Genomic DNA, 23,534 nt, shown 5'->3' with positions numbered 1-23,534 from the left:
GCGGCTATTCCGATCCATCCGTGCACACTCCGCCAATGTAGGCGGGGGGCTCTCCCTTGCCAAGTAAGTCGGGAGACCCTGCGGCGAGGGCAGCACCTGCGAGTCCGTGCCGGCGCGGCGGCGCCGGGGCGAGGTTCACGCCCCCGCCCGCGTCGGCGGCGACGAGGATCCCCGCGAGGGTGCGGCGGACCGGCTCCCGGCGGCGCAGGGCCGGCAGGAGCGATACGAGGACGAGGGCCTCGAGGCGCTCGAGGCGGCGCGGCGCCGCGCCGGCTCGGGCCAGGGCGAGATCCAGGCAGCGCAGGGCCACGGCGTCCGGCAGGGCCGCCAGGGCGCGCCCGTCGAGGCGCAGGCCCGCGCCCGTCTCCGACCCGGGCCGGAGCGCCCCGTCGAGGGCCTGCTCGGCCGCGCCCCGGAGCGCGGCCTCGTCGCGGGCGGCGCGCTCGGCGAGCCGTGCGAGGCGCGCCCGGGTCAGGCCCTCGCGCTCCAGGGCCGGCCAGGCCGCGCGCAGGCGGCCGCGGGCGAAGCGCGGATCGCCGTTGGCGGGATCGCGCAGATACCCGATGCCGCGCGCCGCGCACCACGCCTCCAGGCTCGCCTTCGGCAGGTGCAGGAACGGGCGCCCGAGGGCGAGGCCGGGACCGAGGTCCCGCTCGGCGCGCATGCCGGCGAGCCCCGCGGGGCCGCTGCCGGCCGCGAGCCGGATCAGCACCGTCTCGGCCTGGTCATCCCGCGTGTGGCCCGTCAGCACGAGCCCGGCGCCGACCGCCCCGGCATGGGCGGCGAGGAGTGCGTAGCGGGCGGTGCGGGCCGCGTCCTGCAGGCCGGTGCCGGGCTTCGCGCCCGTCCAGGTCAGGGTCGCGTGGGGCAGGTCAAGCGCCCGGGCGGCGCGGCCGACGCCCTCGGCCTCCGCGCCGGATTCCGGCCGCAGGCCGTGATCGACGGTCGCCACGCGCAGGGACGCGCCGGTCGCGTCTCGCATGCGCGCGGCGGCGTGCATCAGGGCGCTCGAATCGGGACCGCCCGAGACGGCGAGGAGCACGCCCCGCCCGCCGCGCGCGGCCCGGTCGAGCCAGGGGCGGAGGGCGCCGAGGACCGGGTCGCCCGAGTCGCCCAAGTCGCTCAGAGCGCCCGAGACGCTCAGGCGCCGCAGCGGGCGCGCTTCTGCTCGCGGGCGACGCCCTGGCGGACGCCGGTGCCGGCATTCGGGAACTTCCGGTCCAGCTCGGCCAGGGTCGCGCAGGCCTGCTCGCGGGCGCCGAGCGCGTTGAGCGTGACGCCGAGCTTCAGCATGGCGTCGGGGGCCTGGGCGGAGCGGGCGTAGTCGGTGGAGACCTTCAGGAACTGCTCGGCGGCCTCGCGGTTGCGGCCGCGGGCGAGGTAGCTCTCGCCGAGCCAGTAGGTCGCGCCGGCGACGCGGTTGTCGCGCGGGTGCGACTGGATGAACTGGCGCAGGCCCATCTCGGCCTGCTCGTACTGCTTGGCGCGGTACAGCTCGACCGCGGCGTCGAAATCGGCGGCCGGATCGCCGGTCCGGGTCGCCGCCACGCTCTCGGAGGGCCGCGTCGGGATCGCCCCGGTCCGGGCCGGCGGCCGCAGGTCCACGGGCTCGTCGTAGCCGGAGGTCCCGGCCTCCGCGTCGTCCTCGCCGGACTCGTTGAGCGCGCCCTGGGGCAGGCGCTGCGGCCGGGGCGCCGCCTCGGCGGCCTCCTCGGCCTCGCGGGGCGGCAGCGGCGCGGAGGGCCGCGTGCTGCCGAGCTGCACCGGGGCGCCCGGGGCTCCGGGGGCCTGCGACGGGTCAAAGGCGTCGCCGCGCTTCCCGGGGCGGCCGGCGCCCGGGTTGCCGCCGTTGACGGGCCCCGACGGCGCGGGCGCGGCCGAGGGTTTGCCGCCCTTGCCCTCGTTCAGGCGGTACTCGACGTCCTCCTGGAACTTGCGCAGCTGCTCCTTGAGCTGGCGGTTCTCGTACTGGAGGGTCTCGATCTGTCCCGCCATCATCCGGGACTGGTTCTCGATGCGGCCGAGGCGCACCACCAGTTCCGAGGCGTCCTGCGCGGCGGCCGGGTGGCCGAGGAGCGCGGCACCGAGGGCGGTGGCGAGGGCGAGGCGGGTGCGAAGGTGGGCGGGCATGGTTCGGCTGCGGTCCGGTGTCGGCGCGAGGCCCTAACAGATGCGCCGCACCGCGGCAAAACTGCGGCGCGGAGGCGGCCGCATGCCGCCTCCGGACTCGTTCGCGCGGCGGCCTACGCGCCGGCGCCGCGGTCGAGGACGATCACCGCGCGGCGGTTCTGCGACCAGCAGGAGATGTCGTTGCACACCGCCACCGGCCGCTCCTTGCCGTACGACACGGTCCGCATCCGGCTCGCCGCGATGCCGCGGGTGGCGAGGTAGTCGTTCACCGCCTGGGCCCGGCGGGCGCCGAGGGAGAAGTTGTACTCGCGAGTGCCGCGCTCGTCGGCGTGGCCCTCGATGATGAAGGTGTAGCGCGGGTAGCGCTGCAGCCACGCGGCCTGCTTGTCGAGGGTCGCGGTCGCGGTCGGCGTCAGGTCGGTGGAGTCCGACTCGAAGAAGACCCGGTCGCCGATATTGACGACGAAGTCCTGCGCGCTGCCCGGGGTGGCGGCGCCCGCCCCGAAGGCGGAGGCGTCGGCGAGGTCCTTGTCGTTGCTGCAGGCGCCCAGGCCGAGGGCGGCGACGAGCGCGAGGCCGAGGGCGGCGGCGCGGAAACGCTGGGGCATGGTCTGAAAAACTCCTCGAGCGGTGCCGAAGGCCGGCTGCTGGTCTTCGAGGCGGGTCCGCGTAATCCTGGCGCCGTTGGTAGGCGGGGTTGGTTAAGCGACGGTTCCGCCGGGCGGCGCGGGGGCGTGGTGACGGTCCGCACCGATCGACGGCGTGCGCTGACGCACCCGGACGCGCCCGGAATGCGGCGGCGGCGGGGCGGCGGGCCGCGACGCGCCATTTCGGCCGCCCCGGTTGCGGCGCTGCAACAGGCGCCGGGCCTCCGCCGGTAACGGTCGCGGGCCGGGCTTTAAGAGATCCTCAACCCTATCGGTCCCTTATCGGCGGGCCGAAGACCGGACCTCCCGCATGCGCCCCGCCCAGAGCGTCCTCATCGTCGAGGACAGCTACCTGCTCCTCGAGATCGTCGCGAGCCTGTGCGAGACGCACGGCATCCGGGTGATCGAAGCCTCGACGGGCGAGGCCGCGCTGACCGTCCTGCGCGACCGGGGCGCGGCGATCGACTGGCTGTTCACCGACATCCACCTGCCCGGGCTGATCGACGGCTGGACAGTGGCCCACGCCTTCCGGGCGATCCATCCGGACCGGCCAGTGGTCTACACCTCGACGGACACGCACGGCCGCAGCGGCGTGCCGGGCAGCCTGTTCCTGCGCAAGCCCTTCCAGATGCAGGAGGTCAACCGCCTGGTCCGGATTATGGTCGAGGGTCTGGGCGAGGCCGGCTCCGACAGCCGGCTCTGCGCGGCGGGCTGAGTCACGGACCCTTCCGGGCGGGACCGTCGTCGCGCGCGCCGCGAAGCGACCCGGGACGCCGCGGCTCCCGGAGGCGGCCTCAGCCGCCCCGGAACAGCGCGACGATCTCCGGCGCGGCGATCCACGCCTCGACCCGCGGGCAGGCGAGATCCCCGGGGGGCATCGCGTCGTAGAGGGCGAAGCTCGCCGCGACGAAGCCCGGCAGGTCGTAGAGCACCGGGAAGTCGTCGCCCCGCGGCTTGGTCTTGAACAGGTACGAGCCGGTCAGGCCGAAATGCTCGGCGATGGGCGGGTAGATCGGCCAGACCACGTCCTGGGCCAGCTCGTCGCCGAGGTAATCCTCGATCTCCACGGGCTCGGGCGTGAGCCCGTTCTCCTGCAGCAGCCGCCTCGCGATATCGCCGAGGACGTGGACCTTGGGATGGTTCATCAGGTGCATGAAGGCGCCGCGGCGCGCCCAGCGGGTCACCTCGCGCTCCAGCCCGAAACCCAGGGCGTCGGCCGCGCCGACGAGCTCGCGCACCGCCGGGTCCCAGTGGTCGAGGTAGCCCAGGCGGGCGAACACGTCCTCGCGGAACAGGGCGGCCGTGCGGCCGGCATCGAGCCCGAGCCGGTGGGCGGTGACGACGATCGCCGAGTGGTACTGGCCCAGCGGCGACGGCGTCAGCTTCAGCGCGGCGAGGTCCGAGGCCTGCCCGACATAGACCATGTCCGGGTGGAAGGCCGAGAACACGATCGACGGGAACAGCTTGAGCCGCGGGTCGGCCGCGCGCACAGTGGCGGCGTCGCCGCCGGGGATCAGCCCGGCCGGGAAGGCCTGCGAGAAGACGTGGTCGTGGGCGCGCAGGGTCCGGATCAAGCCGTCGACATGGCCGTGGTCGCGCTTCAGCGAGCCCATGGGCAGGTAACGGACCGGGCTCTTCGGCGCGAGCAGGCGCATGGCCCGGGCGATGCCCCGGGCCTGGCAATTGCCCAGCACCGCGATGCTCGGCCCGTCACGGGTCGTGGCGGTGCGGGCGCGGTTCCGCCATGGTGTCGCCCAGGTGGGGGCCCAACGGGTAGGCGTCCAATCGGTCGCCGAGCGGGTGAACGCGCTGCGGGCGCGCCGGGGCAGGTCGTTCAGGGCCACGTCGCGTGCCGGTGTCAGCGGACGGAACAGCGCCCCCGAGGGCCTGCCGCCGTCGTGAAGAAGAGGGTTCGAAGATGGCGTTGAATCCGTATACGGGTCTACCGGCCGAGCGATTCTGGCGCAAGGTCGTCACCAACGTGCCGCCCTTCGCGGTCAATCCGCACCCGAAGGACACGTTCGTGATCGGGCCGACCGACAAGGTCGCCACCGGCGGCTCGTGCTTCGCCCAGCGGGTGGCCGAGGCGGTGCGCGGCGCCGGGTTCAACTACTACCTGACCGAGCCGCCGACCCCCGGCATGAGCGCCGAGGAGGCCAATGCCCGCCAGTTCGGCACGTTCTCGGCGCGCTACGGCAACCTCTACTACACGCGCCAGTTCGTGCAGCTGTTCGACCGGGCCTACGGCACGTTCGAGCCGGAACTGAAGGCGTGGCTGCGCGACGACGGTCGCTACGTCGACCCGTTCCGCCCGACCGTCGAGCCGGCGGGCTTCGCCAGCGAGGCCGAGGTGGTCGCGGCGCGCGACGCGCACCTCGCCGAGGTGCGCCGCCTGTTCGAGACGCTCGACGTGTTCGTGCTGACGCTCGGCCTCACCGAGGGCTGGCGCTGGCGGGCCGACGGCGCGGCGCTGCCGCTCGCCCCCGGTGTCGCGGGTGGCACGTTCGACCCCGCGCTCTACGAGTGCGTGAATGCCGGCGCGGGCGAGGTGCTCGGTGACCTCAACGGCTTCCTCGACCGGCTCTGGAGCGTGAATCCGAAGGCGCGGGTGATCTTCACGGTCTCGCCGGTGCCGATGATCGCCACCTACATGGACCGGCACGTGATGGAGTCGAACAGCTACTCCAAGTCGGTGCTGCGGGTGGCGGCCGGCGAGGTGGTCGGCCGCGGCGACCCGCGGGCGGTCTACTTCCCCGCCTACGACATCGTCACGAGCAACGTGAATGCCGGGCGCTACTACAACGAGGACCAGCGCACCATCAACGACGCGGGCGTGCGCCACGTCATGCGCCTGTTCCTGGCGACCTTCGCCCGCGACCGGGTCTCGCCGGCGCCGACCCACGCCCCCGTCGACCTCGCGGCCGAGTTCGAGGGCAATGCCGGCGTGATCTGCGACGAGGAGGAGATCGAGCGCAGCGTGGCGTGACGGGGGGCCGAGATCGTTACCGGAGCGGCCGCGGCCATCGGGCGGCCTGCATCGTCTTCACGAGCGTAGCGAAGTGACCCAGGGCGACGCGACATCGACAGTCGTGGCGCTGCCTGGATTGCTTCGCTCCGCTCGCAAAGACGGCAGCGCTCCGAAGATCCCGCCGGGCAACCGCTCGAGCCCTTCGCGACCGTCACGGCGGCCGGGGCGATCCCGCGTTTGCCTCCAGCCCGGCCTTTCGGGCAAGCTCGGCCGCCCGGGCGCTCGCGCCTATCGGAGACGAATCCCTTGAGCCTGCCCCCGCCCCGCCGCGCCGACCACGACATCGATCCGGTCTTCGTGAAGCGGCACTCGCCCCGCGCCTTCACGGGTGAGGCCGTGCCCGAATCCGAGCTGATGCGGATGATCGAGGCGGCGCGCTGGTCGCCCTCCGCCTACAACTCGCAGCCCTGGCGCTTCCTCTACGCGCTCCGGGGCGACGCCCACTGGGACACGTTCTTCGACCTGCTGGTGCCCGGCAATCAGAAATGGGTGTCCGGCACCGGCGCGATCCTGTTCCTCGTCTCGAACGGGCTCATGAAGGTCGGCGACGAGCTGAAGCCCTCCTACAGCCACTCCTTCGACGCCGGCACCGCCTCGCTGGCCTTCCAGCTCCAGGCGATCCACCAGGGCTGGCACGCCCACGGCATGGTCGGGTTCGACCACGTCCGCGCGCCCGCGGTGCTGCGTCTGCCCGAGAACCACCGGATCGAGGCCGCCTTCGCGGTCGGCCGCAAGACGCCCGAGGCGGACCTCACCGAGGAGCAGCGGCCCCGCGAGACCCCGAACGGCCGCCGGCCGATCACCGACTTCACCATCGCGGGACCGTTCCCGCAGGCCGCCGGCTGAGACGGGCCGGAACCCGCTCGGACGGCCGGGGATTGGCTCCGCATCGCGACGCCGTCGCAGGTCCGTGGGCGCAGGCCCACGGGCTCGACCCGGGCCGGCAGGGGGCCGCCGCCGCGCGCCTCCTGTCCGCCCTCCGACGCTTCGGGAGCTGGCTCATGGATCCGTCCGACACCGCCGCGTCCGACCCGTTCCGGGACGACGGGCCGTTCGACCCCGTCCCCGGGCTGCAGACCGTCGCCGACCGCCACGGGGTCAGCCCGGACGCGGTGCGCCACCTGGTCCGGGCCCTCGAGCGTGGCCACGGCACGATGGCGCAGTTCGACCATCCCGATCTCGGCGGGATGGGGCAGTGGTTTTCCGGCGGGATGGTGATGGTCGGCCGGATGTTCGACGACGCGCTGAAGGCGCGGGTCGACGCGCTCTGCACCGAGCTGGCCGGGGCGCTCCCCGCGGGGGGCTTCTCGGAGGCCGCGCCCGCGGCGCGGCGCGGCGGCGGCGAGTGGTGGCCGGCCGGCCTCGGGGATCCGGCCAGCACCGGCGCGCAGAACGGGCTGCGCTACGCCTATTTCCCGGACAGCAGGCGGCTCGCCGTCGACGCGGGGTCCGGGGTCGCGCTGTACGATACCGGCGAGCACCGCATCACCGGCGTGTCGCAGGCGAACGGCAGCTTCGGCTTCACGGGACCGGCCGGGGCCGTCGCCCTCGACCGCCTCCGCCGGATCGAGGCAGAGGTCGCGGCGCCGCGCCAAGCGGATCCGGGCCAGGTGGATCCGGGCCGAGCGGACCCGGCCGAGATCCCGGCGAAGGCCGCCCCCGCCGCTTCGCCGGCCGCTGCGGCTGCCCCTTCGGCGGCCCCGGACCGGTCGTCTCCGGACGCGATCCTCGCGACCATCGAGCGGCTGGCCGACCTGCACGCGCGCGGCGTGCTCACCGACGCGGAGTTCGCGACCAAGAAGACGGAGCTGCTGGCACGGCTGTGAGGGGCGCCCGGCCGCCGCACCCTGCGCCCCGTCGTGAGGCGGCGAGGCCTCGCGGGATGCGGGCGCGGATCGGACCTGCCGGGTCCGGACGGCCTCAGGCGATGCCGACGCGCAGCAGGTCGTGGACGTGCACGATGCCGACAGGCCGGCCGTCGGTGACGGCGAAGACCGCCGTGATCAGCCGGCGGTTCATCAGCTCCAGCGCGGCCTGAGCCAGCTTGTGCGGCTCCACGGTCACCGGGTCGCGGGTCATGACGGTCGAGACCGGCGTGTCGAGGAGCGCCGGACCCATGTGGCGGCGCAGGTCGCCGTCCGTGACGATGCCGACGAGGCGGCCGGCCGCGTCCGTGACGCCGACGCAGCCGTAGCGCCGCGCCGCGATCTCGATCATCACCTCGGACATGAGGGCGGTCTCGTGCACCAGCGGCATGTCCTGGGGCCCGTGCATCACCTGCTGCACGGTCCTGAGGCGGGCCGCGAGGGTGCCACCCGGATGCAGGGTGTGGAAGCGCGCCGAGGTGAAGCCGCGCCGCTCCAGGAGCGCCACCGCCAGGGCGTCGCCCAGCGCCAGCTGGATCAGGCTGGAGGAGGTCGGCGCGAGGTCGTGCGGGCAGGATTCCCGCACGCGGGGCAGTTCCAGCAGCACGTCGGCGGCCTTGCCCAGGGTGCTCTCGCCGTTGCGGGTAATCGCCACCAGAGGGATCGAGAACCGGCGGCTGAAGCCGACGAGGTCGGACAGTTCCGCGGTCTCCCCCGACCACGACAGCGCGATGATGACGTCGTCCCGGGCGATCATCCCGAGGTCGCCGTGGCTCGCCTCGGTCGGGTGGACGAAGAAGGCGTGCGTGCCGGTGGAGGCCAGCGTCGCGGCGATCTTGCGCCCGACATGCCCGCTCTTGCCGATGCCGCTGACGATGACGCGGCCCTTGCTCTGCAGGATGGTCTGCACCGCCTCCTCGAAGGCCGCGCCGAGCCGGCCCTGGAAGGCGGCGCTCGCCTCCTGCAGGGCCGCGATGCCGAGTTGGAGGCTGCGGATCCCGAGGTCGCGGGTGGTGGCGAGATGCGCCGACGGCGCGTCGTAGCGGTCGTCGCGCAGGGCGCTGGAGGCGGGAGCGTTCATCGTGTCCGTTCTTGACCCGTCGACCGGATCCGGCACCGGGGGCCGGAATCGGGGAGCGGCGCAGCGAGGCGTCTCCGGCGACGCTAGGCAGCCGTCGTGGTTGAAATGTGACGCGGGGACGACGCAGCGCCGCACGCCGGTTGAAGGCGCGGCCGCCGGGGTCCATGCTCCCGGCACGCCATCCCGCGCGCCGTCCCGCGCCGCGGGCCCCAGGAGGGCAAGAGCCCCATGACCATCCGCTTCCCCGACCCCGATCCCGCGATCCTCGCCCGCCGCGAGGCGATCCTGGCCGGCCTCGCGCCCCTGGTCGCGCCGGAGGCGCTGGTGGTCAGCGAGGACGAGCGCCGGGCCTTCGAGACCGACGGGCTCACCGCCTACCGGCAGATGCCGCTCGCCGTGGTGCTGCCCTCCACCACCGCGGAGGTCGCCGCCGTGATGGCCTACTGCCACGCCAACGGCGTGCGGGTCGTGCCCCGGGGCGCCGGCACCTCGCTCGCGGGCGGCGCCATCGCGCAGGCCGACGCGATCATCCTCGGCGTCGGCAAGATGACCCAGGTCCTCGACATGGACTTCGCCAACCGCACCGCCCGGGTGCAGAGCGGCATCACCAACCTGGCGATCTCCGGGGCGGTCAGCCACGAGGGCTTCTTCTACGCGCCCGACCCGTCGAGCCAGCTCGCCTGCACGATCGCCGGCAACATCGCGATGAATTCGGGCGGCGCGCACTGCCTGAAATACGGCGTGACCACCAACAACCTGCTCGGCGTCACCCTGGTGCTCAACGACGGCACCGTGGTGGAGATCGGCGGCCAGCACCTCGACAGCGGCGGCTACGACCTGCTCGGCCTCGTCTGCGGCTCGGAGGGGCAGCTCGGCATCGTCACCGAGGCGACCGTGCGGATCCTGCGCGCCGCCGAGGGCGCGCGCCCGGTGCTGGTCGGCTTCTCGAAGGTCGAGGATGCGGGCGACTGCGTCGCGGCGATCATCGCGGCCGGGATCATCCCGGTGGCGATCGAGTACATGGACCGCGAGGCGATCCTCATCACCGAGGACTTCGCCCAGGCCGGCTACCCGCGCGACGCCGAGGCGATGCTGATCATCGAGGTCGAGGGCTCGGACGCCGAGTGCGACGCGATGCTGGCGCGGATCGAGACGATCGCCAAGGATTTCCGCCCGACCAGCGTGCGCGTCTCGCGCTCGGAGGCGGAATCGGCCGCGATCTGGAAGGGCCGCAAGTCGGCCTTCGGGGCGACCGGCCGGATCTCCGACTACATCTGCATGGACGGGACGATCCCCACCGGCCAGCTCGGGCCGGTGCTGGAGCGGATCGGCGCCATCTGCGCCGAGAAGGGCCTGCGCGTCGCCAACGTGTTCCACGCGGGCGACGGCAACCTGCACCCGCTGATCTTGTTCGACATCAACACGCCCGGCGAATTGCAGAAGGCCGAGGCCGCGGGCGACGAGATCCTGAAGCTCTGCGTCGAGGTCGGCGGCTGCCTCACCGGCGAGCACGGGGTCGGCATCGAGAAGCGCGAGTTGATGCGCTTCCAGTACGACCAGGTCGATCTCGAGCAGCAGATGCGGGTCAAGGCGGTGTTCGATCCGGACTGGATGCTGAACCCCGCCAAGGTGTTCCCGCTGGACGGGCGCCTCGCGGCCTGAGCCGCGCCGCGCGCGGGGTCCGGCCGAGAGCTTGGCCGAGAGCCCGGCCAACAGGTCTGGCGAACAAGTCCGGACCGGTGCGGGCGCGATCGTCTCCGATCGCCCGCCCCCGTCCGGGCCTCGCGGCCGCGCTCAGGCGGCCTCGACCTTGCGGCTCGCCCGGGTCTTGCTCGCGGCGGTCTTGCGGCGACCGGAGGCAGGGGCGGAGGCGGGGGCGGCAGCCTCCTCCTCGGCGGCGGCCTTGTCGGACGCCGGGGACCGGCCCGGCTGGCCGAGGCCGAGGCTCTTGGCGAGCGCCGAGCGCTGCGCCGAGTAGTTCGCCGAAGTGGTCGGGTAATCGGCCGGCAGGCCGTAGCGCTCGCGGTAGGTCTGCGGATCGAGACCGTGCTTGGTCAGGTGACGCTTCAGCGTCTTGTACGACTTCCCGTCGATGAAGCTGACCAGCCCGTCGGGGCGGATCGACTTGCGGATCTGGGCGGGCGTCGGCCGCTCGACGCTCTCGGTCGCCGGAGCGACGGGGCCGGCCCCGATCGTGTTCAGCGCCTCGTGGATGCTCGCGATCAGGGCCGGCAATTCGGCCGAGGGCAGCGAGTTGTTGGAAACGTAGGCCGCGACGACGTCCACGGTCCGCTCGATGAAATCCAATTGCGATGTCGGCGCAGCTTCTGACATTCTCTCGTTCCTCGGCACAAATGCCTGATGGGATCCCCACTTTCGCGAGTTAAGTCAGCGTCCGAAAAATGCAAGCCGCGCCATACAATTATCTGTGATGAGACCGAAGTCTAACTCTGCATCACGCGGCGCGGCTTACAGGGTATGGTTGCATTGGCGCCACTTAATGGACACTTCTGAGAGGCTTTATCGGTGTCCGCCCGGCGAATGCTAGTCGCTTCCTCGAAGCGGGTTTTCGCAGCCGGCAGAGACCTTTACCCCCGGGTCAGGGGCCGGCTCTAGACGGTCGTATACGATTGCCGCCCGGTCGTGCGGGCACAATGCGCAATCTTCGTACAGTTGTGCGAGCGCGGGGCGAGGCCCTGCGTCATTTTCGCAACCCGCGCGGCCTCAGGCGAAAGTCTTGCGCGGATCGAAGGCGTCCCGCACGGCCTCGCCGGCGAAGACGAGCAGGCTCAACATCACGGCGATGACCAGGAAACCGGTCAATCCGAGCCACGGCGCGGTCAGATTGTCCTTGCCCTGCGCGAGAAGCTCTCCGAGGGACGGCGAGCCCGGCGGCAGGCCGAAGCCGAGGAAGTCGAGCGAGGTCAGGGTGGTGATCGAGCCGTTCAGGATGAACGGCAGGAAGGTCAGCGTCGCCACCATGGCGTTCGGCAACAGGTGGACCGTCATGATCCGGATATTCGACAGCCCCAGCGCCCGGGCGGCCCGGACATACTCGAAGTTCCGCGCCCGCAGGAACTCGGCGCGCACCACGCTCACCAGCGCGACCCAGGAGAACAGCAGCATGATCCCGAGCAGGACGAAGAAGCCCGGGGCGATGAAGGCCGAGATGATGATGATCAGGTAGAGGGTCGGGATGCCGCCCCAGACCTCGATGAAGCGCTGGAAGGCGAGATCGACCCAGCCGCCGAAATAGCCCTGCACGGCCCCCGCGACGACGCCGATCACCGACGAGACCGCGGCCAGGATCAGACCGAACAGGACCGAGATGCGGAAGCCGTAGATCACCCGCGCCAGCACGTCCCGCGTGGTGTTGTCGGTGCCGAGCCAGTGCTGGGGAATGTCCGCGCAGGTCGAGCCGCCGAGCTTCTCGGCGACGGGCTTGCACTGCGCGTCCGTGAGCATCCAGGTCGGCGGCGACGGCGACGGCGTCGGCAGGTCCTCGTTGATCGTGTCGTACGCGTACGGGATCGGCGGCCACAGCGCCCAGCCGTTCGCCGCGATCTCCCGGCGGATCTCGGGGGAGCGGTAGTCGGTCGTGGCGAGGAAGCCGCCGAACTTCTCCTCCGGATAGTCGACCAGGACCGGGACCAGCCACTCGCCCTTGTAGGACATCACGATCGGGCGGTCGTTGGCGATGAACTCCGCGAACAGGCTGAGCACGAACAGGACCGTGAAGATCACGAACGACCCGTAGCCGAGCCGGTTGCGGCGGAAATTGTCGAGGCGGCGCCGGTTGAGCGGCGACAGCCGGACGCGCCGGCCTGCGGCCCCGGGCAGGACCGGCGGCGGCGCGCCCTCGTCCGGCCGCAGGACCAGCGGCTGGGCGCCGGGCATCGGCGCGGGCACGACCTCGCTGTCGCCGGGACGCGTGACCTCGTTCATCCGTGCTGTCTCCCGAGCCGCGTCGCGCGCGCGCCGGCCGCCCCGATATCCGGGCGGCCCCGCGACCGGTCGGCCGCGGGACGGAGGCCGGGAACGCTCAGCCGTCGAGCCGGGTCGCGGTGCCGTCGATCTCGGTGGGACGCAGGTTGCCGCTGCGCTCCAGCCAGCGGCGCAGCAGCCGGACGTTGCGGCGGTTGGCCTTGAAGGCGGCGTCGAACAGGTCGCCCGCCACCGGCACGGCGCCGATCAGCCCGTCGAAGGCCACGTTCAGGCCCATCCGGGCCACCAGCCAGCGCGGCGCCCCGAGGCGCTTCGCCTCGTAGACGATGAAGGACGAGATCACCATGCCGGCCAGGTCGCCGATCACCGGCACGAGGCCGATCAGCGCGTCGAACCCGACCCGCCGGTTGATGCCCGGGATGACGAAGGCGGTGTCCATCAGGTGGGCCAGCGTCTCCAGCCGGGCGAGGCTCGCCTCCCGGCCGAGATCCGCCGACAGGTAGGGGGGCCGGGTGCCGGCGCGGGTCTCGCCTCCGGGGAAGGTCTCGGCACGGGCGAAACGCCCGGCCTGGGCAGCCTGGGTGAAGTCCATGGTCGGGATCCGTCGGGAAGCCATCGTCCCCAACGATGTGGCCCCCCGCCCGGATCCCCGCAAGGACGGCGCCCGCTCGGCGCGCGCGGTCCCTCGTGATGCCCGTCATGCCGTCCCTCGAGCCGACCCTCATGCCCCGGCCCCCGGAAGCCCGCGCATGCGGTCGAGCGCCGCATCCAGGGTCGCGTCGTCCTTGGCGAAGCAGAGCCGGACGAGGCCGCGCACGGAGGCGTCCGGGTAGAAGGCGCTCACGGGGATCGCCGCGACGCCGTGACGGGTGACGAGGGCCTCGCAGAAGGCCACGTCGTCGGCGTGGCCGCGGGCGGCGATGTCGATGTTGAGGAACCACGTGGCCCGGGCCGGCAGCACGGTGAAGCCGAGGCCGCGCAGGCCGTCCGCGAGCCGGTCGCGGGACCGGGCGTAGCTGCCCCGCATCGCCTCGAACCACGGGGCCGGCTTGCCCAGCCCGTAGGCCACCGCCTCCTGGAGGTTCGGGGGCGTCGTGAAGGTCAGGAACTGGTGCGCCTTGGCGAGCCCGCGCATCAGCCGAGCATCGGCCATCACGAAGCCGACCTTCCAGCCGGTGAGGGAGAAGATCTTGCCGGCCGAGCCGATCTTGACGGTCCGCTCCCGCATCCCGGGCAGCGCCATCAGGGGCCGGTGACGCGCGCCGTCGAACACCACGTGCTCCCAGACCTCGTCGCAGAGGGCGGTCACGTCGAAGCGCTCGCAGTAGCGGGCGAGCAGGTCGAGGTCCTCCGGCGCGAACAGGGTGGCGCTCGGGTTCAGGGGATTGTTCAGCACCACGACCCGGGTCCGCGCCCCGAAGGCCTCCGCGAGCGCGGACTCGTCGAGGCGGAAGGCCGGAGGGTGCAGCGACACGATCCGCGGCACGCCGCCGGCCCGCCTGACCAGGGGCAGGTAGGCGTCGTACATGGGCGCGAACAGCACGACCTCGTCGCCGGGCTCGATCAGCGCCAGGAGCGCGCCGGCCAGGGCCTCGGTCGCCCCGGAGGTGACCATCACCTCGGTCTCCGGGTCGAGGACGAGGCCCTGGTGCTGCGCGTAATGGGCGGCGACCGCCTCGCGCAGGGCCGGCAGGCCCATCATCGGCGGGTACTGGTTCCAGCCGTCCAGGAGCGCCCGCGCGCCCCGCTCGCGGACATCCGCCGGCCCGGCATCGTCCGGGAATCCCTGGCCGAGATTGATCGCACCGTGGACCCGCGCGAGACGCGACATGGTCTCGAACACGGTCGTGGGCAGCGCGTCGAAGACGGAGTTGATGACGGCGGACCTCATGCGGCGCGGCATACGGTACGGCACGCAGCGCCGGGCATCGAGAAAGTCGGCATGGCGGGTCTCGGCATCGCCGGCCTGTAACATGGCCGTCGCGCGTTGCGGAATGTGCGCGGTCGCACAGACCCGGTCTCCGGCGCGCCGGGGCCTGCTGACGAATGTTGACATTCATCACCCGTCTCTTAGGTTCGGATCACGGCCGGAGCGGCGCACACGCCGACGGAGCTTCGCCCCCTCGCTCCGTCAGCGGGGCGCCGCTCCGGTCCCCAGAAGGGCCATCGACTTGCGGGTCGGTGGCCCTTTCGGCATGTCCGGACGCGGCCGCACCCGCTCACGCCCCGCTCGCTGGGTCGGCCACCGGATACGACGATGCGGCCTTCCTCACGCGCGTTCCTCGGCTGCCTGGTGCTGGCGCTGCTGATCGGCGGCCTCGGACTCGGCCTGCGCCGCGCCGTGGCCGTCACCCCGGTCGATCCCGCGTTCCGGGCGGTGCTGCGCGCTTATGCGGTACCGGACGCGTCCGGCGGGCCCCAGCAACACGAGTGAAACGTCGCCGCCCTAGTGACGGCGCATTGGCCGGGCACCGGTGGAGGGCGCCGCGAGGTGCGCGAGCGGCGCGGCCGCGGGTGTCCATGACGCCGCGGTAAGGAGCCGTTCGGGGCCCGGACAGCTTTAAGGGCTTACGCTCCCGTACACGGGATCGGAGCCGTCGGGTCCCGCGGGACCGGGCGGCTTCAGGACGGGCTTCCGGGACGCGGCGTTCCGGGGGCGGCATGGGGGCTTGGACAGCGAGGGATAGGGTGCCGCCGGTCGCGCAGACGACCGTCCTGTGCTCTAGTCAGGCATGAACGAGAGTTCACCGATCCGGACCGACACGGCCCGCGCCTACCAGCCCGGCGAGGCGCCCGCGCGCGAGGTCCGGACGCGGCGCTTCCGCCCGATCCGCTGGCTCGTGATCCTGGTGCTGCTCGCCGGCGCCGGGGCGATCGGCCACCGCTGGTACGAGGCGCGCACCGGCAAGGGCGCCGAGCCCGCGACGGCGCATCACACCGGCGGCCACGGCGGCCGGCGCGGTGGGGCCGACATGCCGCAGGCGGTGGGCATCGCCAGCGCGACGACCGGCGACATGCCGGTGGTGCTGCAGGGCCTCGGCACCGTGACGCCGCTCGCCACCGTGACGGTGAAGTCGCAGATCAGCGGCTACCTCACGCAGGTGCAGTTCCGGGAGGGCCAGACCGTGAAGGCGGGCGACGAGCTCGCCCGGATCGATTCCCGCCCCTACGAGGCGCTGCTCGCGCAGTACCAGGGCCAGCTCGCCCGCGACCAGGCGCTGCTCCAGAACTCGAAGCTCGACCTGCAGCGCTACCAGACGCTGAACCGGCAGGACTCGATCTCGAAGCAGAACGTCGACACGCAGGCCGCCCTGGTGAAGCAGAACGAGGGCACGGTCGCGGCCGACCAGGCGCTCGTCGACCAGCAGAAGCTCAACATCGCCTACACGCACATCGTCTCGCCGGTGGACGGCCGCGTCGGCCTGCGCCAAGTCGACCAGGGCAACTACATCTCGGCCGCCTCCACGGCGATCGTGGTGGTGACCCAGCTCCACCCGATCTCGGTGGTGTTCACCCTGCCGGAGGACGACGTGTCGCGGGTGATGCGGCAGGTGCGGGCGGGCGCGAAGCTCACCGTGCGGGCCTACGACCGCGGCGACGCCCACGAGATCGCCACCGGCCGCCTCGACACGGTCGACAACCAGATCGACACGACCACCGGCACGGTGAAGCTGCGCGCGCTGTTCGACAATTCCGACGAGGAGCTGTTCCCGAACCAGTTCGTCAACGCCAAGCTGACCGTCGACACGGTGCGGGGCGCGACGCTGGTGCCGAATTCCAGCCTGCTCCAGGGCACGCCCGGCACCTACGTCTACCTGATGGACGGGGACAGCAAGGTCACGGTCCGGCCGATCAAGACCGGCGAGACTGACGGGACCCACACGGTGGTGGTCTCCGGGCTGAACCCGGGCGACCGCGTCGTCACGGACGGCACCGACCGGCTGAAGGACGGCGCGCCGGTGCGCATCACCGAGGGCGCGCCGGCGGCCGCCGGCGACGGCAAGGCCGCGGCGGCGAAGCCGGACGGCAAGGCTGACGGCAATGGGGATGTGAAGCCCACCGCGCCGGCCGACGCGGCGACGGATTCCCAAGGGACAGCGGAGGGCGGTCGTCGGCACCGGCGCCGTCAGGCGCAGTGAGGACGGCTCTGGCGCGACGCTCCCTCTCCCCCCTCCACGGGGGAAGGGATAACGGGAACGCGTCATGAACCCGTCCCGCCTGTTCATCCTGCGGCCGGTGGCCACGACGCTGCTGATGCTGGCGATCCTGATCGTCGGCGGCGTGTCGTACCTGAACCTGCCGGTCTCGGCGCTGCCGGCGGTCGATTACCCGACGATCCAGGTCCAGACCTTCTATCCCGGCGCCAGCCCCGAGGTGATGACCTCCTCGGTGACGGCGCCGCTGGAGCGGCAGTTCGGCCAGCTCGCCAACCTCAACCAGATGACCTCGCAATCCTCCGCGGGTGCCTCGGTCATCACCCTGCAGTTCAGCCTGGACCTGCCGCTGGACATCGCCGAGCAGCAGGTCCAGGCGGCGATCAACGCCGCCGGCAACCTCCTGCCCTCCGACCTGCCGGCGCCGCCGATCTACGCCAAGGTCAACCCGGCCGACGCGCCGGTCCTGACGCTGGCGCTCACCTCCAAGACCCTGCCGCTCACCCAGGTGCGCGACCTCGCCGAGTCGCGCCTCGCGCAGAAGATCAGCCAGGTGGCGGGCGTCGGCCTCGTGAGCATCTCGGGCGGCCAGCGCCCGGCCGTGCGGGTGCGGTTCAACGCGCGGGCGCTCGCCGCCTACGGGCTCAACATCGACGACCTGCGCACCACCATCACCAACCTCAACGTCAACACGCCGAAGGGCACGATCGACGGGCCGAAGCAGTCCTACGCGATCAACGCCAACGACCAGATCCGCGACCCGAAGGCCTACGACGCGGCGATCATCGCCTACCGCAACGGCGCCCCGGTGATGCTCTCGGAGGTGGCCGACGTGGTCGAGGGGCCGGAGAACACCAAGCTCGGCGCCTGGGCGGACGCGACGCCGGCGGTGATCCTGAACATCCAGCGCCAGCCCGGCGCCAACGTCATCGCGACCGTCGACAAGATCAAGTCGCTGCTGCCGCAGCTCCAGGCGAGCCTGCCGGCCGCCGTCGCGGTGGCGCCGCTCACCGACCGGACCACCACGATCCGCGCCTCCGTGGAGGACGTGCAGTTCGAGCTCGGCCTCGCCATCGCGCTCGTGGTGCTGGTGATCTTCCTGTTCCTGCGCAGCCTGTCGGCGACCCTGATCCCGAGCCTGTCGGTGCCGCTGTCGCTGGTCGGCGCCCTGTCGGTCATGGACCTCTACGGCTTCTCCCTCGACAACCTGTCGCTGATGGCGCTCACCATCGCCACCGGCTTCGTGGTCGACGACGCCATCGTGGTGATCGAGAACATCGCCCGGCACGTGGAGGCCGGCGACTCGCCCCTGGAGGCGGCGCTCAAGGGCTCCCGCGAGATCGGCTTCACCATCATCTCGCTGACCGTCTCGCTGATCGCCGTGCTGATCCCGCTCCTGTTCATGGGCGACGTGGTTGGGCGGCTGTTCCACGAATTCGCCATCACGCTGGCGGCCACGATCATCATCTCGGCGGTGGTCTCGCTGACGCTGGTGCCGATGCTGTGCGCGCGGCTCCTGAAGCACGTTCCGGAGGCGGCCCACCGCCGCCGGGAGGGCGTCCTCTCCCGCCTGGGCCGGCGCGCCATCGACGGCACGATCGAGTCCTACGGCCGCTCCCTGCGGGTCGTCCTGAACCACCAGGGCCTGACGCTGCTGGTGGCGCTCGGCACGCTCGGGCTCACGATCTACCTGTTCGCGGTGATCCCGAAGGGCTTCTTCCCCGTGCAGGACACGGGCGTCATCCAGGGCATCACCCAGGCCGACCAGTCGGTCTCCTACGCCGCCATGGCCGAGCGCCAGCAGCGGATGGCCGACATCGTCCTCAAGGACCCGGACGTGGCCAGCCTGTCGTCGTTCATCGGGGTCGACGGCCAGAACGTCACGCTCAATTCCGGCCGGATGCTGATCAACCTGAAGCCCCGGGACGCGCGCACCGCGACGGCCAGCGCGATCATCCGGCGGATCTCGGCGGCGGCGGCCAACCAGCCCGGCATGCGGCTTTACATGCAGCCGGTCCAGGACCTGACCATCGACACGGCGGTCTCGGCGACCCAGTACCAAGTGATCCTGGAGAGCCCGAACATCGACGATTTCGAGACCTGGGTGCCGCGCTTCACCGAGGCGCTGGCGAAGTCCCCCGTGGTGATGGACGTGGCGAGCGACCACCAGGGCCAGGGGCTCGCCGCCTACGTGACCATCGACCGGCCCACCGCCGGCCGCTACGGCATCACCCCGGCCACCATCGACAATGCCCTCTACGACGCTTTCGGCCAGCGGATCATCTCGACGATCTTCACCCAGTCCAACCAGTACCGGGTGATCCTGGAGGCCGACCCGAAGCTGCACACGACGCTCCGCAGCCTCGACGCGATCTACCTGCCCTCCTCCACGGCGACCAACGGGCAGGTGCCGCTCTCGGCGGTCGCGCGGATCAGCGAGCGGCGGGCGCCGCTGCTGATCTCCCATCTCGGCCAGTTCCCGGCCACCACCGTGTCGTTCAACCTCGCCCCCGGCGCGGCGCTGGGGCAGGCGGTCGAGGCGATCGACAAGGTCAAGGCCGAGATCGGCCTGCCGCCCTCGTTCCGGGTGGTGCCGCAGGGCTCGGTCTTCGCCTTCCAGTCGGCGCTCGGCAACGAGCTGTTCCTGGTCCTGGCGGCGATCGTGACCGTCTACATCGTGCTGGGCGTGCTCTACGAGAGCTTCATCCACCCGATCACGATCCTCTCGACCCTGCCGTCGGCGGGGATCGGGGCGCTGCTCGGCCTGATGCTGTTCGGCCTGTCGCTCGACATCATCGCGGTGATCGGCATCGTGCTGCTGATCGGCATCGTGAAGAAGAACGCCATCATGATGATCGACTTCGCGCTCCAGGCGGAGCGCGAGGACGGGCTCGAGCCCCGCGAGGCGATCTTCCAGGCCTGCCTGCTGCGCTTCCGGCCGATCCTGATGACGACGCTGGCGGCGCTCTTCGCCGCGGTGCCGCTGATCCTCGGCACCGGCGTCGGCTCCGAGCTGCGCCAGCCGCTCGGCATCTGCATCGCGGGCGGCCTGATCGTCAGCCAGGTGCTGACGCTGTTCACCACGCCGGTGATCTACCTGGCCTTCGACCGACTGGAGCGGCGGATCTCCGGGCGGCGGGGGCCGGATCTCGCGCCCGGCGAGGCGCTGCCGTGAACATCTCCGAGCCGTTCATCCGGCGGCCGGTGGCGACCACGCTGCTCACGATCGGCGTGCTGCTCGCCGGGCTGTTCGCCTTCCTGAAGCTGCCGGTGGCGCCGCTGCCGCAGATCGACTTCCCGGTGATCCTCGTCCAGGCCCAGATGGCCGGCGCCTCGCCCGACACCATGGCCACCACCGTGGCGGCGCCCCTGGAGCGGCGGCTCGGCGCTATCGCGGACGTCAACGAGATGACGTCCACGAACTCCCTCGGCTCGACCCGGATCGTGCTGCTGTTCGGCCTCAACCGCGACATCGACGGCGCGGCCCGCGACGTCCAGGCTGCCATCAACGCGGCGCGCGCCGACCTGCCCGCCTCGCTCCGGCAGAACCCGACCTACCGGAAGTTCAACCCCGCCGACACGCCGATCATCATCCTCGGCATGACCTCGGAGACGCTGACCCGCGGCCAGGTCTACGATTCCGCCGCCACCGTGGTGCAGCAGAAGCTGTCCCAGCTGCCGGGCGTCGGCAACGTCGATATCGGCGGCTCGTCCCTGCCGGCGGTGCGGGTCGAGCTCGATCCCACGGCCCTGTTCAACTACGGCATCGGCCTCGAGGGCATCCGGGCCGCGCTCGCCTCCGCGAACGCGAACTCGCCCAAGGGCGAGATCGACGCGGGCGACCGCCGCTACCAGCTCTACGCCAACGACCAGGGCCGCAAGGCCGCCGATTACCGCGACATCATCGTGGCCTACCGCAACGGCGCCGCGGTGAAGCTCACCGATGTCGGGCAGGTGCTCGACGGGGTCGAGGACAAGCGCAACCTCGGCATCGTCAACGGCAAGCCGGGCGTGCTGCTGTTCGTCTACAAGCAGCCCGGCGCCAACGTGGTCGAGACCATCAACGCCGTGAAGGAGGCGCTGCCGCAGATCACCGCGTCCCTGCCCGGCGGCATCGACATCAAGCTCACCGGCGATCGCAGTGCCACGATCCGCGCCTCCCTCGCGGCCACCGAGGAGACGCTGCTGGTGGCGGTCGGCCTCGTCATCCTGGTGGTGTACGGCTTCCTGCGCTCCTGGCGGGCCACGCTGATCCCGGCGGTCGCCGTGCCGATCTCGATCGTCGGCACCTTCTCGGCGATGTATCTGCTCGGCTACTCGCTCAACATCCTGTCGCTGACCGCGCTGATCATCGGCACCGGCTTCGTGGTCGACGACGCCATCGTGGTGCTGGAGAACGTCCAGCGGCACATCGAGGAGGGCAAGCCCCGGCTCCAGGCGGCGCTGATCGGCGCGCGGGAGGTCGGGTTCACGGTGATCTCGATGAGCCTGTCACTTATCGCGGTGTTCCTGCCGATCCTGCTGATGGGCGGCCTCGTCGGCCGCATCTTCCAGGAATTTTCGGTGACGCTGTCGCTGTCGATCCTGATTTCCTTGGTGCTCTCGCTCACGACCACGCCGATGATGTGTGCCCGGCTGCTCCGGGCCGAGGGGCATGGTCCCAATGGCGAACCGCCGGCCGGCCGCCGGCCGAACCTGCTGATCCGGATTTTGGAGGGCGGCTTCGCCCGGCTGCTCGGGGCCTACGCGCGGACGCTGGAGGTGGCGCTCGCCCATCCGCGCCTCGTCCTGCTGAGCCTGCTCGCCACGGTCGGGCTCAACGTCTACCTCTACATCATCGTCCCGAAGGGCTTCTTCCCCGAGCAGGATACCGGGCAGATGATGGGCGGCATCCAGGCCGACCAGCGCATCTCGTTCCAGTCGATGGAGAAGAAGCTCACGCAGGCGACCGCGATCGTCGGGGCGGATCCGGCGGTCGAGAGCGTCGTCGGCTTCACGGGCGGCCGCGGCACCAACTCGGCCAACGTCTTCGTCGGCCTGAAGCCGCTCAACGAGCGGGCGCCGATCTCGGCCGTGATGGCGCGGCTGCGGCCGAAGCTCGCGCAGGTCGCGGGCGCGCGCCTCTACGTCTTCCCCCGCCAGGACCTGCAGATGGGCGGCCGCCAGAGCTTCGCCCAGTACCAGTACACCCTCCAGGGCGACACCGCCGAGGAGCTGTTCGCCGCCGCCCCGAAGCTGGTGGCGGCTCTGCAGAAGGACCCGACCTTCGCGGACGTGACCTCGGACCAGCAGGAGGGCGGGCTGGAGAGCCGGGTTGTGATCGACCGGGCGACCGCGTTCCGCTACGGCATCACGCCGAACAAGATCGACAACACCCTCTACGACGCCTTCGGCCAGCGCCAGGTCTCGACGATCTACAACCCGCTGAACCAGTACCACGTCGTGATGGAGATCGCGCCGCGCTACCTGGAGACGCCGGAGACGCTCAAGCAGATCTACGTCTCGACCTCGGGCGGCAACGCGCCGGGCTCGGCCACCACCAACGCGGTCGCCGGCACGGTGGCGGCGGGCGGGACCGTCAACACCAACGCGGCGACCGGCACCAGCAGCCCGGGCAGCGGGTCGTCGGCGAGCGCCGCGACCGGCGTCGCCACGGGCTCCGGCGCCGTCGGCGGCTCGGGCACCGCGGGCGCCGTCGCGGCGGCGGCCGCCGCCGCTTCCGCCAGCACGGCCGACACCGCCTCGAACGCCGCCGCCATCGCGTCCGACTCGGCCCGCAACGCCTCCGCCAACGCCATCGCGGCGAGCAAGGGCGGCGCCTCGTCGAGCGCGCCGGTCTCGGCCGCCAAGGAGACGATGGTGCCGCTCTCGGCCTTCGCGCGGATCGAGCCCGGCAGTGCCCCCGTGCAGGTGAGCCACCAGGGCCTGTTCGTGGCGACCACGATCTCGTTCAACCTCGCCCCGGGCAAGAGCCTGTCGGACGCCACCGATGCCATCGACCGGGCCATGGCCTCCCTGCAGCTGCCCGCCACGATCCACGGTGAGTATGCCGGCGCGGCCAAGAACTACGTCGCCTCCGCGTCGCGCCAGCCGCTGCTGATCCTGGCGGCGATCCTGGCGGTCTACGCGGTGCTGGGAATCCTCTACGAGAGCTTCGTGCACCCGCTGACGATCCTCTCGACCCTGCCCTCGGCCGGCGTCGGCGCGGTGCTGGCCCTGCTGGTGACGGGCACCGACTTCACCATCATCGCGCTGATCGCGGTGTTCCTGCTCATCGGCATCGTGAAGAAGAACGCGATCATGATGATCGACGTGGCGATCGACGCGGAGCGGACCCGGGCCGCGAATCCCGTGGACGCGATCCGCGAGGCCTGTCTCCTGCGCTTCCGGCCGATCATGATGACGACGCTGGCCGCCATGCTCGGCGCCGTGCCGCTGATCCTGGCCAACGGCGAGGGCGCGGAGCTGCGCCGCCCGTTGGGCATCGCCATCGTCGGCGGGCTGATTGTGAGCCAGATCCTGACCCTCTACACCACCCCCGTCGTCTACCTCACCCTCGATCGCCTCCGGCACAGGGTGCTCAACCGACGCAGGCGCGGCGGGCGGAGCGGAGAAGCGGCGCTGCCGGCCGGGGAATGATGGTTAAGGTTTCACGTGAAACAGAGGCGACTCCGGTCGGGTGTG

18 protein-coding genes are annotated in these 23,534 nt (G+C 71.8%); 9 read left to right on the top strand and 9 right to left on the bottom strand.

The window, feature by feature from the left end; all coding sequences use genetic code 11:
• Nucleotides 1–4: 4 nt before the first annotated feature.
• From tilS to pal, 3 genes are all read right to left on the bottom strand, one after another.
• Nucleotides 5–1,042, bottom strand: coding sequence for a tRNA lysidine(34) synthetase TilS (gene tilS, locus BLW78_RS16970; RefSeq protein ID WP_091681062.1), 1,038 nt, complete (start codon nt 1,040–1,042; stop codon nt 5–7).
• 98 nt (nt 1,043–1,140) lie between these two features.
• Complete coding sequence (gene ybgF / locus BLW78_RS16965; RefSeq protein ID WP_091680976.1) at nt 1,141–2,130, bottom strand: tol-pal system protein YbgF; 990 nt, start codon at nt 2,128–2,130, stop codon at nt 1,141–1,143.
• Nucleotides 2,131–2,243: 113 nt separating this feature from the next.
• A complete protein-coding gene (pal, locus tag BLW78_RS16960) occupies nt 2,244–2,738 on the bottom strand; it encodes a peptidoglycan-associated lipoprotein Pal (RefSeq protein WP_012321252.1) in 495 nt (164 codons plus the stop codon).
• Between the two features lie 349 nt (nt 2,739–3,087).
• Between pal and BLW78_RS16955 the strand changes: the two genes are divergently transcribed.
• Nucleotides 3,088–3,492: a response regulator gene (locus BLW78_RS16955; RefSeq protein ID WP_091680975.1), complete on the top strand. Its 405-nt coding sequence runs from the start codon at nt 3,088–3,090 to the stop codon at nt 3,490–3,492.
• A 79-nt stretch (nt 3,493–3,571) separates the two neighbouring features.
• On the opposite strand, the gene BLW78_RS16950 is transcribed toward BLW78_RS16955, so the two are convergent.
• Nucleotides 3,572–4,621: a WcbI family polysaccharide biosynthesis putative acetyltransferase gene (locus BLW78_RS16950; RefSeq protein ID WP_091680974.1), complete on the bottom strand. Its 1,050-nt coding sequence runs from the start codon at nt 4,619–4,621 to the stop codon at nt 3,572–3,574.
• Between the two features lie 74 nt (nt 4,622–4,695).
• On the opposite strand from BLW78_RS16950, the gene BLW78_RS16945 reads away from it, so the two are divergent.
• The 3 genes from BLW78_RS16945 to BLW78_RS16935 all read left to right on the top strand — a co-directional run bounded on the left by BLW78_RS16945 (nt 4,696) and on the right by BLW78_RS16935 (nt 7,631).
• Complete coding sequence (locus BLW78_RS16945; RefSeq protein WP_042675851.1) at nt 4,696–5,763, top strand: GSCFA domain-containing protein; 1,068 nt, start codon at nt 4,696–4,698, stop codon at nt 5,761–5,763.
• 288 nt (nt 5,764–6,051) lie between these two features.
• Entirely contained in the window at nt 6,052–6,651 is a 600-nt protein-coding gene (locus BLW78_RS16940; RefSeq protein ID WP_020094016.1) for a nitroreductase family protein, read from the top strand.
• 155 nt (nt 6,652–6,806) lie between these two features.
• Nucleotides 6,807–7,631 (top strand): SHOCT domain-containing protein, encoded by an 825-nt coding sequence (locus tag BLW78_RS16935; protein WP_091681060.1) that lies wholly within the window; start codon nt 6,807–6,809, stop codon nt 7,629–7,631.
• Nucleotides 7,632–7,725: 94 nt separating this feature from the next.
• On the opposite strand, the gene BLW78_RS16930 is transcribed toward BLW78_RS16935, so the two are convergent.
• A complete protein-coding gene (locus BLW78_RS16930; RefSeq protein WP_056533680.1) occupies nt 7,726–8,751 on the bottom strand; it encodes a KpsF/GutQ family sugar-phosphate isomerase in 1,026 nt (341 codons plus the stop codon).
• 228 nt (nt 8,752–8,979) lie between these two features.
• On the opposite strand from BLW78_RS16930, the gene BLW78_RS16925 reads away from it, so the two are divergent.
• A complete protein-coding gene (locus BLW78_RS16925; protein ID WP_091680973.1) occupies nt 8,980–10,413 on the top strand; it encodes an FAD-linked oxidase C-terminal domain-containing protein in 1,434 nt (477 codons plus the stop codon).
• 132 nt (nt 10,414–10,545) lie between these two features.
• On the opposite strand, the gene BLW78_RS16920 is transcribed toward BLW78_RS16925, so the two are convergent.
• The 4 genes from BLW78_RS16920 to BLW78_RS16905 form a co-directional block, all read right to left on the bottom strand.
• Nucleotides 10,546–11,085 carry a Ros/MucR family transcriptional regulator gene (locus tag BLW78_RS16920; RefSeq protein WP_091680971.1) on the bottom strand — a complete coding sequence of 180 codons (540 nt, stop codon included), beginning with the start codon at nt 11,083–11,085 and terminating at the stop codon, nt 10,546–10,548.
• 390 nt (nt 11,086–11,475) lie between these two features.
• Nucleotides 11,476–12,696 carry an ABC transporter permease gene (locus tag BLW78_RS16915; RefSeq protein ID WP_091680970.1) on the bottom strand — a complete coding sequence of 407 codons (1,221 nt, stop codon included), beginning with the start codon at nt 12,694–12,696 and terminating at the stop codon, nt 11,476–11,478.
• A 97-nt stretch (nt 12,697–12,793) separates the two neighbouring features.
• Nucleotides 12,794–13,288, bottom strand: coding sequence for a DUF4112 domain-containing protein (locus tag BLW78_RS16910; protein WP_020094022.1), 495 nt, complete (start codon nt 13,286–13,288; stop codon nt 12,794–12,796).
• Between the two features lie 129 nt (nt 13,289–13,417).
• Complete coding sequence (locus tag BLW78_RS16905; protein WP_244526968.1) at nt 13,418–14,587, bottom strand: aminotransferase; 1,170 nt, start codon at nt 14,585–14,587, stop codon at nt 13,418–13,420.
• A 366-nt stretch (nt 14,588–14,953) separates the two neighbouring features.
• Here BLW78_RS16905 and BLW78_RS31395 point away from each other — a divergent pair, with 366 nt between their 5' ends.
• The 4 genes from BLW78_RS31395 to BLW78_RS16890 all read left to right on the top strand — a co-directional run bounded on the left by BLW78_RS31395 (nt 14,954) and on the right by BLW78_RS16890 (nt 23,489).
• A complete protein-coding gene (locus BLW78_RS31395) occupies nt 14,954–15,130 on the top strand; it encodes a hypothetical protein (protein ID WP_020094024.1) in 177 nt (58 codons plus the stop codon).
• 298 nt (nt 15,131–15,428) lie between these two features.
• Nucleotides 15,429–16,835, top strand: coding sequence for an MdtA/MuxA family multidrug efflux RND transporter periplasmic adaptor subunit (locus BLW78_RS16900; RefSeq protein WP_091680968.1), 1,407 nt, complete (start codon nt 15,429–15,431; stop codon nt 16,833–16,835).
• Nucleotides 16,836–16,899: 64 nt separating this feature from the next.
• On the top strand, nt 16,900–20,025 hold the full coding sequence (locus BLW78_RS16895; RefSeq protein WP_091680966.1) for an MdtB/MuxB family multidrug efflux RND transporter permease subunit: 3,126 nt from the start codon (nt 16,900–16,902) through the stop codon (nt 20,023–20,025).
• Entirely contained in the window at nt 20,022–23,489 is a 3,468-nt protein-coding gene (locus BLW78_RS16890; RefSeq protein WP_020094027.1) for an efflux RND transporter permease subunit, read from the top strand. Before BLW78_RS16895 ends, BLW78_RS16890 begins: the two co-directional genes overlap by 4 nt.
• Nucleotides 23,490–23,534 lie beyond the last annotated feature (45 nt).

It is taken from the genome of Methylobacterium sp. 275MFSha3.1 (genome assembly GCF_900108435.1).
Taxonomy (GTDB): Bacteria; Pseudomonadota; Alphaproteobacteria; order Rhizobiales; family Beijerinckiaceae; genus Methylobacterium.
The sequence above is the reverse complement of the archived record's forward strand: the minus strand, read 5'-3'. Positions and strand labels throughout refer to the sequence as shown.